Source organism: Rhodococcus artemisiae (assembly GCF_036327795.1).
Lineage (GTDB): Bacteria > Actinomycetota > Actinomycetes > Mycobacteriales > Mycobacteriaceae > Rhodococcus > Rhodococcus artemisiae.
Genome location: NZ_JAUTXY010000001.1, coordinates 856,040 through 868,163, shown reverse-complemented (window position 1 = coordinate 868,163; position 12,124 = coordinate 856,040). Strand labels below are relative to the sequence as shown.

Below are 12,124 nucleotides of genomic sequence, written 5' to 3'. Positions count from 1 at the left end.
AGTTACGGCGGTTATAGCGATGGGGAAACGCCCGGTCCCATTCCGAACCCGGAAGCTAAGCCTGTCTGCGCCGATGGTACTGCACTCGTCAGGGTGTGGGAGAGTAGGACGCCGCCGAACACCCGTTGCGTTTGGGGCTCACACTTTTTGTGTGGGCCCCAAACGCGTTTCTATAGCTTTGTGTGCGGAGCCAACCAATCAGGTTACGAGATGGTAACAACGCGGTTCTGGTTTCCGGTTTGACCCTTTCACTCGGTAACGTCCGCTGGGCAGATCCGTTGGGTCGTGCTGCAATGCGGTGCGGATCCTCCCGGGTCGTTCCTAGTGACGACGAAAGGGATTGGACGATGAGGATGCGATTTGGCAAGAGCTCGACCGTGAGGCTCGCTGCAGGAATTGCCGGACTCGGATTGGTCGGCGCATCGGTTGCCGGATGCACCAGCACCAACCCCGGAGGCGGTGCCGAGGGCGGGACGTCCCTCGAGAGCCTGAGAGAAGCAGGCACCGTCACGGTCGGGTTCGCCGGTGAGGCGCCCTACAGCTTCATGGAGGACGGTGAACTGACCGGCGCAACGGTTGCCTTGCACCGCGAGATCTTCAAGAACCTCGGTGTCGACAATGTGGAAGGCGTCGCCACCGACTTCGGTGCGCTCATTCCAGGGCTACAGGCCGGCCGGTTCGATGTTGTCAGCGCAGGCATGTCGATCCTGCCTCAGCGTTGCGAGCAAGCGTTGTTCAGCGAGCCCGAGTTCAATTACACGACCGCGTTGATGGTGCCTGAGGGCAACCCTCAGAACCTGTCGGACATCCAGTCGATCAAGGACAGCGGCGCGAGCATGTCGACCATGACCGGCGCGATCGAGTCGGACTACGCCGAGGCGTCGGGTATCGATGCAACTCAGGTCGCATCGGCTCAGGACGGCATGGATGCAGTGATCAACGGACGTTCGGATGTGTTCGCATTGACCGGTATCTCGCTCAACTGGATGAAGCAGAACAACGAGTCCGCTCCGGTCGACGTCACCGAGTCGTTCGTCGCAGAGATCAACGGTGTCCCACAGGTAGGTGCCGGTGGCACTGTGTTCCGTCAGGGCGACGAGGAGCTCCGGGACGCATACAACGAGGAACTCGCAAAGATCACGTCGGACCCGGACAAGTACCTGTCGATCGTGGGAGAGTTCGGGTTCACCGAGAACGAGTTGCCCGATCCTGAACTGACCACAGAGATCCTCTGCGAGGGCGTGTCCTGAGAGCGGGTTCTCCAGAATGGATTTCGGTTCGAATATCGAGGCGCTGACAAGCGCGTTTCCTCGAATACTCGACGGAATCCTGGTCACTCTCTACCTCACGGTCGGTAGCGCGTTCTTCGCGTTTCTGCTGGCCGTCGGTCTCGGACTGGCGGCCGGCGCGAAGAACTTGATCCTGAGGGGGAGTTCCAGGGTTGTCATCGAGTTCTTCAGGGGCACTTCGCTCCTGGTGCAGTTGTTCTGGTTCTTCTATGTCATGCCGCTGTTCGGGTATCGGCTCGAGCCGATCGTGTGTGGCATCCTCGCGCTGTCGTTGAACTACGGTGCCTACGGCGCGGAGGTTGTACGTGGTGCCATAGCTTCGGTTCCGCGTCCCCAATGGGAGGCTGCGACCGCGTTGAATTTCAGCTACTGGCAGCGCCTCAGGCGGGTGATCTTTCCTCAGGCGTGGGCCGAGATGATCCCGCCGCTGACGAACCTGCTGATCCAGTTGCTCAAGGGCACCGCGCTCGCAAGTTATATCCTCTTGCACGACTTGACTTTCGAGATCGAGCAGTTGCGCCGTAGTACCGGCGACACCCTCTTTGCCTTCGGTGTCGGGCTCGTTCTGTACTTCATCGTGGGATATGTGTTGACGCTGTTGATGAATGCACTCGAGGTGCGGGCCAAGAGCAGGCTGGGCACGGGGCCGTCGATGCGTGAGATCTTCGGTCTTGCGCCGGTGATCGACAAGCCGGAGGAGGTGAAGACGTGACCGTCGACTGGAGTTGGCAACGCGCCTGGGAGGCACTCCCGGTGTTGCTCGACGGGTTCAAGATCACGCTGCTCGCCACCGTCCTCGGTTTCGTCCTCGCCGCAGCACTGGGCCTGGTCGTGGCGATCGCGCGACGCACGTTGCCGCGACCGTTCGCCATGGTGCTCGGCGGTGTCGTGGAGTTCATCCGCCTGACACCGCTGGTCGTGCAGTTGCTCTTCGTGTACTACATGCTTCCTCAGTTCTCTGCATTGCAGATCGGTATCGCGGTCCTGGGTATCCACTACTCGACCTACATGGCCGAGGTGTATCGAGCAGGAATCGAAGCGGTACCTGTGGGTCAGTGGGAAGCAGCCCGGGCGCTGTCGTTGCCGAACACTCGCACGTGGCGGGCGGTGATCCTCCCGCAGGCCGTGCGACGGGTGGTCCCGGCGCTCGGAAACTACGCAGTCTCGATGTTCAAGGACACTCCGTTCCTCTTCACCATCACGGTGGTCGAGATGGTTACCGCAGCTCAGCAGTTCGGTGCCAGGAACTTCCAGTATCTCGAGCCGCTGACCTTGGCCGGGCTGATCTTCCTGATCGCGAGCTACCCGACCTCATTGCTGATCCGCCGATTGGAGCGTCGTCTTGCCTACTGACCTGACCAAAGACATCGGGGGAACCGAGGAGCCCTCGGGCGATCCGATGATCCGCTTCGAATCGGTGGTGAAGCAGTTCGGCGACAACGTCGTGCTCGATCACCTCGACTTCGAGGTCGCAGCCGGCGACCGTGTGACCTTGATCGGCCCGAGTGGCTCGGGCAAGACCACGATCCTGCGGTTGCTCATGACGCTGGAGAAGATCGACGGCGGTGTGGTGTGGGTGAAGGGGGAGCCTTTGAGCCACGAGCGCAAAGGCTCGAAGCTCGTTCCCGCGTCGGAGAAGCACCTGCGCAAGGTGCGGCAGAGCATCGGCATGGTGTTTCAGCACTTCAACCTGTTTCCGAATATGAACGTCATGGAGAACCTCACCGAGGCTCCCATCCACGTCTTGGGTCGGAAGAAGTCCGATGCGGAAGCGCGTGCTCGGGAACTGCTCGCGATGGTCGGCCTGTCGGACAAGGAGAAGGCGCATCCCACTCAGCTGTCTGGTGGCCAGCAGCAGCGCGTGGCCATCGCTCGCGCACTCGCGATGGACCCGGACATTCTGCTGCTGGACGAGGTGACGTCGGCGCTCGACCCGGAACTGGTTGCCGACGTGCTCGACGTTCTGCGTCAGATCGCGGAGACCACCGATATCACGATGCTGATCGTCACGCACGAGATGAACTTCGCCCGGGACGTCTCCAACCGCGTCATGATGTTCGACAAGGGACGGGTCATCGAACAAGGGCCGCCCGACGTCATCTTCACGAACCCGAAAGAGGAACGTACTCGTAAGTTCCTCGACGCAGTCCTCGCAGGGGAGTGAGCGAGCGAGGTCACTCGGCCGGTACTGCCAGCCGAGTGACCTCCGACCTTCCGCGCAATGTGATTTCGTCGCGCACGCTCCATGCGGACGGTTCGTCGCTCGTCGCGGCATCGAGGGCGCGGCCCGATGCAACCACGTAGCCCGGTACGGACTTCGCGACATCGGAGAGGCGCGCGGCCTCGTTCACCGGGTCTCCGATGACGGTGTACTCGAAACGTTCCGCGGCGCCGATATTTCCTGCCACCGCTCGGCCTGCGGCGACCCCGATTCCGGCGCGACACTCGGGGACCTCGATTGCGAGCCGCTGCGCCATCGTGCGTGCGGTGCGCAAGGCACGACCGGACGCGTCGTCGACCTGGACCGGCGCACCGAAGATCGCCAGCGCCGCGTCGCCCTCGAACTTGTTGACCGACCCGCCGGCATGGTGGACCTCGTCGACGACCACCGCGAAGAAACGGTTGAGCAGAGCGACGACCTCGACGGGGGGTCTCTCGGCTGCGAGGGTCGTGGAACCGACGATGTCGATGAACAGCACCGCGACATCGCGTTCCTCGCCGCCGAGAATGTCGGCGCTGTCGAGAGCTTCGGCCGCGACGTCCCGGCCGACGTGCCTGCCGAATACCTCTCTGATGCGCTCGCGTTCCCGCAGTCCTTCGGCCATGCGGTTGAATCCCGCCTGGAGCTCGCCGAGTTCGGTCCCGTCGTACACGACGACCTTGGTGTCCAGGTCGCCCTTCTCGATCTGTGACATGCCGTACTGCACCGATTCGATCGGGGCGATACTCGAGCGCACGCTGAGAAACAGCAGCAACGAACCGACGAGCAGAGTGATGCTCCCGAGCGCGAGGATGGTCACCGCGAACCGGACCGGGGTGACCGGCCGGATGAAACTGAACACCGCGATCAGCATCAGGCCGATAACGGGGATGCTGCTGCCGAGTGCCCACGCGAGCATCACGCGCCCGGTGGTTCCGGCGAAGCGATGACGGCGAGGTGCACCTGCCTCGAGCGCTCGTGCCGCGATCGGGCGAAGTGCGAATTCGGTGAAGAGATAGACGAATCCGCACACGGTGAGACCCGCGAGCAGGATCGTGATCGATACCTTGGGAATGGTGTCGGGATCGATGATACCGAGACAGGTCGTGAACAGGGCGAGCCCGATGATCCAGAGGAAGCCCTGCTGCAGGGTCATGCGCAGGGGCAGATTCAGGGCCGTCCGTTGTTCTCGAGGAGTGGGGCGGCGACCGTCGAGAGCCCAGCCCAGACGATCCACGCCGTAGCGGGTGCCGAGGATGGTGCCGACCACGATTGCCACGACCACGTACGCCGGTGCCAGGACAGCAATCACGATGAGGAACTCGGAGGTCAGCAATGACGGCCCCGGAATCACCACATTGATGAGGGTCGCCGCGATCAACGCGCCGATGATGTGGGTGCCGGCAAGTGAGAGCGTCAGCAACGACTGAACCCGAATTCGGAGTCGCCGGACCGGTTCCTCCGGTTGTCCCAGAATCGCGGAACCGAGCGGCGCGGTGCGACTGTTGCGTGCTGACATGGTCGTTCGAGAGTAGACGAGGCCATCCTTTAGGGTGGGCTGTGTGCGCCTAGTGATTGCTCGTTGCCGTGTCGACTACATCGGACGTCTGACCGCACACCTTCCCACCGCACGCCGATTGTTGTTGGTGAAAGCGGATGGGTCGGTGAGCGTGCATGCCGACGACCGTGCCTACAAACCCCTCAACTGGATGAGCCCGCCGTGCTGGCTGTCCGAAGAGACACCCGAGGAGGACGTAGAGGCGCTCTGGGTGGTCACGAACAGGGCCGGGGAGCAGTTGCGCATCACCATCGAAGAGATCGAGCACGACTCCAGCCATGAACTCGGAATCGACCCGGGCCTGATCAAGGACGGCGTCGAGTCGCACCTGCAGGAACTGCTCGCAGAACACGTGGAGACACTGGGCGCGGGATACAGCCTGGTTCGCCGCGAATTTCCCACCGCGATCGGACCGGTCGACCTGCTGTGTCGCGACGCCGACGGCGCCACGGTTGCGGTCGAGATCAAACGGCGCGGTGAGATCGATGGTGTAGAACAACTCACGCGCTATCTCGAACTGCTCAATCGAGATCCGCTGCTCGCGCCTGTGACCGGAGTGTTCGCCGCACAGCAGATCAAGCCGCAGGCCAAGACACTCGCGACCGACCGCGGTATCCGGTGCCTCGTACTCGATTACGAAGCGTTGCGCGGAACCGAGAGCACCGAATTCCGGCTGTTCTGAGCCATGCCACGCCGGAATCGTCCCCAGGCGTCGCATAAGCGCGCGAAGGCGGAGACCGGGCGGTCGGGACCCGGGTCATCGCCGTTCGGTTGGGCGACCACGCGGACCGAGTCGGGACCGACCGGCGCAGAATCCGAACAGTTCACGGTGCGCACGGTGCCGGGGTCGAGAGCCACGAAACCGTATCGGTGCCCCGGATGCGACCACGAGATCGCTCCGGGGACGCCGCACATCGTGGCCTGGCCGACCGACCTGCCCGGCGGTGCCGACGATCGTCGACATTGGCACAACGGGTGCTGGTCGGCCCGCGCGAGGCGGGGACCGACCCGACGGTGGTCCTGACCGGAGGGGTGCGACTACCGTCGAACCCTGCTCGCCACAGCCGGTGAACGACCGCTGCCGGGACGCGGAGCCTCGCCCCGGGGCGGGGTCGGGGACTGGGTCTGCTTCGGCGCGGCAGCATCGCGGCTGTTCTCGCTGGCGTCGGCATTGTCGGAGTCGTTGCTCTTGCTCGTGGACTCGCCGGCGCCGGCCCGGGACTTCTCGGGCTCTGTTGCCGAGCGTGTGGTGCCGGCGCCGCTGTTCTTGTGTCCGCCTCGGGTGCTGTCGGCCTCGGTCTTGCCTGCGGGTCGGTCGGACGAGTCGCCCTCGGAGCCCGACGGCGGTGTCGCGTCGTCCGAGAGGTCGCGTGCCAGGAGGTCGGTTTCCTCGGTCGCCGCGGCGAGCATCTCGGGTACGCCGTCGAGCTGTTCACGTACGGCGTCGAGCTGACCGAGGATGCGTCCGCGCAGGACGAGAAGCTCCTCGGTGAGACCCTTGGCGCTCGCGATCTTGCGTTCGGAGGCCTCGGTGGCCACAGAGAGGCGTCGAGCCGCTTCGGAAGTGGCCTGTTCGAGGCGACGTTCTGCTTCGCCCTTGCTCGAGCGTTCGAGTTCGTCGAGCGAACCGAGCAACTTCGACCGGCGCTCCGACATCGTGATCTCGAAGTCCTGCTGCACCTGCTCACGTTTGCTCTCGGCCTCGGCGGCTCGACGATCGGCCTCGGCGTGCGCGGCAGCGATGATCCGGTCTGCTTCGGCGCGCGCGGCAGCCATCGTACGGGCGTGCTCTTCCTCGCAGGCGAGGCGCCGGTTCTCGAGGTCCTCGAGGCGCTTCTCCAAATCGCCACGGAGGCGGATGCCTTCCTGTTCGGCGAGGGAGACCATCTCGGCGGCATCGCTCTCGGCCCGGGCTCGCAGTTCCGACGCCTCGTCGGACGCCAGCCGGAGCATCCGGGAGATGCGGTCGCTCATGCCTTCCGCAGTGGTCGGGGGCACCGAGAGCCGATCGACGTCCTTGCGCAGGTCGTCGATCTCGTTACGGGCGTTCTCCAACTGACGTGCGAGGTCGCGGGCCTGTGCCGACGCGGCGTCTCGGTCGGTTGCCGTCACGCGGAGCTCGGCTTCGAATCGGGCGAAGTAGTTGGTCACCTCGTCGCGGTCGAAGCCCTTCCGCACGATGGAGAACGGCAGGTGACTGGGGGCGCGATCACGATCGAAGACCATGAAGACAATCTACCCGCTCGAATCCGGGATCACTTGCGCAGCTCCAGCACCACAGGCACTGGAGCTGTTCGCACCGCCTGCGTCAGTGAGCGGGCTCTGCAGCGGGCTCGACGAGCTCGACGAGGACGCCACCCGCATCCTTGGGATGGAGGAAGTTGATGCGCGAGTCGGCGGTGCCGCGGCGCGGTGCGTCGTACAGAAGACGGACGCCTCGTTCGCGCAGGTGGGTGGAGAGCGCATCGAGGTCGGTGACCCGGTAGGCGAGTTGCTGCAGGCCGGGACCGCTGCGGTCGATGAACTTCGCGATCGTCGAGTTCTCGTCCAGCGGGGCGAGCAACTGGATCTGGGTGGCACCGTCGGGGCTGCCGGGAACGGAGAGCATGGCCTCCCGGACGCCCTGCTCCTCGTTGATCTCCTCGTGCGTGGACACGAGCCCGACATTCTCGGCGTACCACGTGAGTGCGGCGTCGAGATCGGGCACGGCGATGCCGACGTGATCGATCGCCGTGACGAGCCCGGAGGACAGAGCGGCCGCTGCAGGCGACATTGTGGGAGAGGTCTCGGTCATGCCTCTGACGGTAGCGGTACCGTTGGTCAAGCTCATATCGGGTCCCAGGTATTCCACCGAGTGAGCATCCGCGTTGTCTATTCGAAGGACATTTTCCGTGAGCACTTCTGTCATCGTCGCCGGCGCCCGTACGCCCATGGGTCGCCTGCAAGGTTCGTTGAAGGACTTCTCCGGATCCGATCTCGGCGGGGTCGCCATCAAGGGCGCACTCGACAAGGCCGGGGTCGCGCCGGAGAGGGTCGAGTACGTGATCATGGGCCAGGTGCTCACCGCCGGCGCAGGCCAGATCCCTGCACGTCAGGCCGCTGTCGCTGCCGGTATCCCGATGGATGTTCCCGCTCTGACCATCAACAAGGTGTGTCTGTCGGGCATCAACGCCATCGCGATGGCCGATCAGCTGATCCGCGCAGGTGAGTTCGACATCATCGTCGCCGGTGGTCAGGAGTCGATGAGCCAGGCCCCGCACATGCTCGAGAAGAGCCGTGCCGGATTCAAGTACGGCGACGTCACGCTACGCGACCACATGGCCTACGACGGCCTGCACGACGTCTTCACCGACCAGGGGATGGGTAACCTCACGGAGTCGGCGAACAAGGATGCCGATTTCGTCTCCCGGGAAGAGCAGGACGCCTTCTCGGCCGCCTCGCACCAGAACGCGGCGCGTGCATGGAAGGACGGCCTGTTCGACGACGAGGTCGTGCCCGTGTCGATCCCGCAGCGCAAGGGCGATCCGATCGTGTTCGCCGCCGACGAAGGCATCCGCGCCGACACCACCGTCGAATCGCTCGGCAAGCTGCGTCCGGCGTTCGCGAAGGACGGCACCGTCACCGCGGGTTCGGCGTCGCAGATCTCCGACGGTGCGGCCGCTGTGGTGGTGATGAGCAAGGCCAAGGCCGAGGAGCTCGGGTTGAGCTGGATCGCCGAGATCGGTGCGTCCGGTGTCGTCGCCGGTCCCGACTCGACGCTGCAGCAGCAGCCGGCTCGCGCGATAGTCAAGGCCTGTGAGCGTGAGGGGATTGCTCCCGCGGATCTCGACCTCGTCGAGATCAACGAGGCGTTCGCCGCGGTGGGCATCGCGTCGGCGCGTGAACTCGGTATCGATGCTGCGAAGGTCAACGTCAACGGCGGCGCGATCGCTCTCGGTCATCCGCTGGGTATGTCCGGTGCCCGGATCGCACTGCATCTCGCACTCGAGTTGAAGCGTCGCGGTGGCGGCGTCGGCGCGGCTGCATTGTGCGGTGGTGGCGGGCAGGGCGACGCCCTGATCGTGCGCGTCCCGAAGGGGTAGTCGTCGACCGGGCAACGACCGGGGCCTGATCGGCGAACTCGGAAGCTTCACGGCCCTCGACGTCCAGCGTCGAGGGCCGTGATGTCTCTCACTGCACTACGAGTCGTCGTAGATTAATGGGCACAATGGCCCTATGACGACGATCTTCGACCTGTCCACTCCCGCGAAGAGGTTCCGCCTCGTGGCCATCTGGGAAGCCGTGACCTGGCTGGCGCTTCTGATCGCGATGTTCTTCAAATGGGTTCTCGGGTACGAGGAAGCCATCCGTATCCCCGGAATGGTGCACGGCATCGCCGGGTTCATGCTCTTCGTCGTCGTCACCTTCGTGACCGCCTGGGCACTGAAGTGGGACATCAAGACCACGTTCCTCGCGCTCGTGTCGAGCGTCCCGCCCTTCGGAACCATCGTCTTCGAGCGCTGGGCCGTCAAGACGGGCCGCCTCGCGGAACTCTCCGCGCCCGGTAGCCGCGAGAACGCACCCGCTGCTGCCTGACCGTCCGCAGCTTCCGCGGCCGTGGCATGCCAAACTGGAGGACGTGACTCGACCCGGTTCCCGTCCTGTACGTTCCGCCGCCGCGGCCGCGGCGTTGTCCGGCGCGGTGGATCTCGCGCCCCTCAAGGAGCGGGCTGCCACGCCTCCTCCTCCGCCTCCGTCCGGTGACGGCACGCAAGGCGCACTCGCGTCGATCGTGGACGTCACCGAGGCCACCTTCGAAACCGAAGTACTCCAGCGGTCCACCCAGGTCCCCGTCATCGTGGACCTGTGGGCGACCTGGTGCGAACCCTGTAAGCAACTTTCGCCTCTTCTCGAGAAGCTCGCGACCGAGGCCGCCGGCGCATGGGTGCTCGCCAAGGTGGACGTCGACGCCAATCCCCGGATCGCCCAGGCATTCGGAGTGCAGTCGGTACCGACCGTCGTTGCGATCGCCGCGGGACAGCCGCTTGCCGACTTCCAGGGTGTCCAACCCGAACTGGCTCTGAGGCAGTGGCTCGACGCGATCGCCCAGGCTGTCGAAGGCAAGTTGTCGGGCCCGCCCTCCGCCGAAGGTGAGCCGGCCGAGCAGCCGGCGGATCCGCGATTCACCACTGCCGAGCAGGCGCTCGAACAGGGTGACTTAGAGGGCGCGGAAGCTGCCTACAATCTGATCCTCAACTCCGAGCCGAACAATGCCGACGCCAAGGCTGCGCTCCGGCAGGTGAAGTTCCTGGCACGGGCACAAAATGTTCCTGCAGATGCGGTTGCGCGTGCGGACGCTGCCCCCACCGACCTCGAAGGGCAACTCGCTGCGGCCGACGCCGAGCTGTTCGCGCAGAACCCCGAAGCCGCCTTCGAACGGATCATCGCCTTCGTCCAGCGCAGCGCCGGCGACGACCGGACCGCGGCACGCACTCGGCTGCTGGAACTGTTCGAGCTGTTCGACACGGCGGAGCCGTTCGTGATCGCCGCGCGTCGCAAGCTTGCGGCCGCACTCTACTGACGCGTCCCTCCGGAGGAGGGCTCACCGGCCGTTGCCTCAGCGGTAACGGCCGGTGCACGCACCTTCGCCGCCCAGCACCCCGGTCCGGAATGCATCCACCCGCGCGAATCCGCTCGGCACGGTGTTGCCGTTGACATCGCTCGCAGCGAGCCCGTCGCGGAGCAACCCGGAGACGGCCTCGTCGAGATCGCCGGGGGAGAGCCACACCATCTCAGCGTCGGGGTCGAGCCCTGCGGCAACAGTGCTCGACGGACTCAGAGCTGCACTGATCACACCCGACAGGCATGCGGCGCGCAATGCGCTGCGGGCATCTGTGAGGACCTGGCCCGCGTCCTGCTGTACCGCAAGTGCGTAGCGGGACGCGACGAGAATGTAGGCGTTGTAGTCACCGCGCACATCGGCGCTGAAACCGTCGCGTCGCGAACGGTCGGGGGTGCCGACCGCCGCGAGTTCCTCGAGATCGACGCCCACCGTGTTCGTCGACGGGCAATACGACACCGGCGCGGTCGCCTTCGCGTCGGAGCAGCCGAGGTCCGCGCCGGACAGATCCAATGCCGGCGGCGACTCGAGGTCGAACACGTGGTCGAACGACTCGAAGATCGTCTCCACGGAATCCGCGGTGACAGGAAGCTCGCCGTCATCGCTGCTGTCGAAATATTGTGGCAGATCCGCGCGCCGCGATTCGATCTCAGCGGCGTCGATCCGCGGACAGGTTGCGGCGCCGTCCGTGAACCCGATCTGCACCGCCGTCACGCGTTCGAACGCGGAACCGTGGATGGAATCCGGATCGTTCGGGTCGCTGTCGCGGAACAACACCATCGACGCCAGCACATTGTTGAGGCCGTCCGCGGTGTTGAGTTCGAAGTGTTCGGAGTTGCCCTCGGCGACGTGCCGCATGAAGGCACCGGCGAAGCAGTCGGCCTGCTGCTCGAACACGATGCCGGGATCGTCGTCGGCGACGATCCCGGTCGAGTACTGGATGGCGTGCCCGTATTCGTGGGCGAGCACGGTGACCGCCGACATGGGCCCGAAGTCCTCCACGAGCTGGGGCATGAGATAGGTGCGGTCCCAGCCGATGACGTCCCCGCCACTGCAGTAGGCGGCGTTGATGAAGTCGTAGGTGGATTCGCCGCAGAAGCGGGGGCCGCGACGCTCGGAAGGATCCCACGAGATTATCGTGCCGACCGGTTCGAAGTCGCCCCGCGCGATCGAGCTGTACTCCTGCCTCCAGTACTCCTCGATGTCGGCGATCGCGTTTCCCGCGAGGGCGTCGATGTCGCCGCCGTCGGTGTTCTCGATCGTCACGTCGGCATCGGGGACACCGCTGCGCGGCCCCGTCGGACCCGACACCACAGGTAGACCTGCGACGGTGAACGGGTTGTCGTAGATCGACACCGCCGTCCCGGAGATCTCCTGCGCGCAACCGGCCACCAGCACAGCCGCGAGAGCGGGGAGAAGCGGGGCGAACCATCGGTGTCGTGTCACGTCGATCCACTCTCCACTCGTCGCTGTCGGCG

Annotated in this window: 13 protein-coding genes and 1 rRNA gene; 10 read left to right on the top strand and 4 right to left on the bottom strand. The window is 64.9% G+C overall.

Features of this window, described 5'->3' with window-relative positions; genetic code table 11:
- Positions 1-3: 3 nt before the first annotated feature.
- The 5 genes from rrf to ehuA all read left to right on the top strand — a co-directional run bounded on the left by rrf (position 4) and on the right by ehuA (position 3,453).
- A 5S ribosomal RNA gene (rrf, locus tag Q7514_RS04240) occupies positions 4-120 on the top strand.
- A gap of 227 nt (positions 121-347) precedes the next feature.
- Positions 348-1,250: an ectoine/hydroxyectoine ABC transporter substrate-binding protein EhuB gene (gene ehuB / locus Q7514_RS04235; RefSeq protein ID WP_330131960.1), complete on the top strand. Its 903-nt coding sequence runs from the start codon at positions 348-350 to the stop codon at positions 1,248-1,250.
- Between the two features lie 16 nt (positions 1,251-1,266).
- Positions 1,267-2,001 carry an ectoine/hydroxyectoine ABC transporter permease subunit EhuC gene (ehuC, locus tag Q7514_RS04230; RefSeq protein WP_330131959.1) on the top strand — a complete coding sequence of 245 codons (735 nt, stop codon included), beginning with the start codon at positions 1,267-1,269 and terminating at the stop codon, positions 1,999-2,001.
- Entirely contained in the window at positions 1,998-2,642 is a 645-nt protein-coding gene (ehuD, locus tag Q7514_RS04225; RefSeq protein WP_330131958.1) for an ectoine/hydroxyectoine ABC transporter permease subunit EhuD, read from the top strand. Before ehuC ends, ehuD begins: the two co-directional genes overlap by 4 nt.
- A gap of 46 nt (positions 2,643-2,688) precedes the next feature.
- Positions 2,689-3,453, top strand: coding sequence for an ectoine/hydroxyectoine ABC transporter ATP-binding protein EhuA (ehuA, locus tag Q7514_RS04220; protein WP_330132022.1), 765 nt, complete (start codon positions 2,689-2,691; stop codon positions 3,451-3,453).
- Between the two features lie 10 nt (positions 3,454-3,463).
- Here ehuA and Q7514_RS04215 read toward each other — a convergent pair whose 3' ends face one another.
- Positions 3,464-5,008 (bottom strand): adenylate/guanylate cyclase domain-containing protein, encoded by a 1,545-nt coding sequence (locus tag Q7514_RS04215; RefSeq protein WP_330131957.1) that lies wholly within the window; start codon positions 5,006-5,008, stop codon positions 3,464-3,466.
- Positions 5,009-5,051: 43 nt separating this feature from the next.
- Between Q7514_RS04215 and nucS the strand changes: the two genes are divergently transcribed.
- Together nucS and Q7514_RS04205 are read left to right on the top strand one after the other, a co-directional pair.
- Complete coding sequence (nucS, locus tag Q7514_RS04210) at positions 5,052-5,729, top strand: endonuclease NucS (RefSeq protein ID WP_330131956.1); 678 nt, start codon at positions 5,052-5,054, stop codon at positions 5,727-5,729.
- A gap of 3 nt (positions 5,730-5,732) precedes the next feature.
- Positions 5,733-6,071: an ATP/GTP-binding protein gene (locus tag Q7514_RS04205; RefSeq protein WP_330131955.1), complete on the top strand. Its 339-nt coding sequence runs from the start codon at positions 5,733-5,735 to the stop codon at positions 6,069-6,071.
- A gap of 14 nt (positions 6,072-6,085) precedes the next feature.
- Here the strand turns inward: Q7514_RS04205 and Q7514_RS04200 are convergent, their stop codons facing one another.
- Complete coding sequence (locus tag Q7514_RS04200) at positions 6,086-7,273, bottom strand: coiled-coil domain-containing protein (RefSeq protein WP_330131954.1); 1,188 nt, start codon at positions 7,271-7,273, stop codon at positions 6,086-6,088.
- 82 nt (positions 7,274-7,355) lie between these two features.
- Positions 7,356-7,841: a methylmalonyl-CoA epimerase gene (gene mce, locus Q7514_RS04195; protein WP_330131953.1), complete on the bottom strand. Its 486-nt coding sequence runs from the start codon at positions 7,839-7,841 to the stop codon at positions 7,356-7,358.
- Positions 7,842-7,938: 97 nt separating this feature from the next.
- On the opposite strand from mce, the gene Q7514_RS04190 reads away from it, so the two are divergent.
- The 3 genes from Q7514_RS04190 to Q7514_RS04180 all read left to right on the top strand — a co-directional run bounded on the left by Q7514_RS04190 (position 7,939) and on the right by Q7514_RS04180 (position 10,607).
- Positions 7,939-9,129, top strand: a complete 1,191-nt coding sequence (locus tag Q7514_RS04190) for an acetyl-CoA C-acetyltransferase (protein WP_330131952.1) — start codon at positions 7,939-7,941, stop codon at positions 9,127-9,129.
- A 133-nt stretch (positions 9,130-9,262) separates the two neighbouring features.
- Positions 9,263-9,622 (top strand): DUF3817 domain-containing protein, encoded by a 360-nt coding sequence (locus Q7514_RS04185; RefSeq protein WP_330131951.1) that lies wholly within the window; start codon positions 9,263-9,265, stop codon positions 9,620-9,622.
- A gap of 94 nt (positions 9,623-9,716) precedes the next feature.
- Complete coding sequence (locus tag Q7514_RS04180; RefSeq protein WP_330132021.1) at positions 9,717-10,607, top strand: tetratricopeptide repeat protein; 891 nt, start codon at positions 9,717-9,719, stop codon at positions 10,605-10,607.
- A 36-nt stretch (positions 10,608-10,643) separates the two neighbouring features.
- Here Q7514_RS04180 and Q7514_RS04175 read toward each other — a convergent pair whose 3' ends face one another.
- The gene (locus Q7514_RS04175) at positions 10,644-12,092 is read right to left on the bottom strand and encodes a neutral zinc metallopeptidase (RefSeq protein ID WP_330131950.1); all 1,449 of its coding nucleotides are present in this window, start codon (positions 12,090-12,092) and stop codon (positions 10,644-10,646) included.
- Positions 12,093-12,124 lie beyond the last annotated feature (32 nt).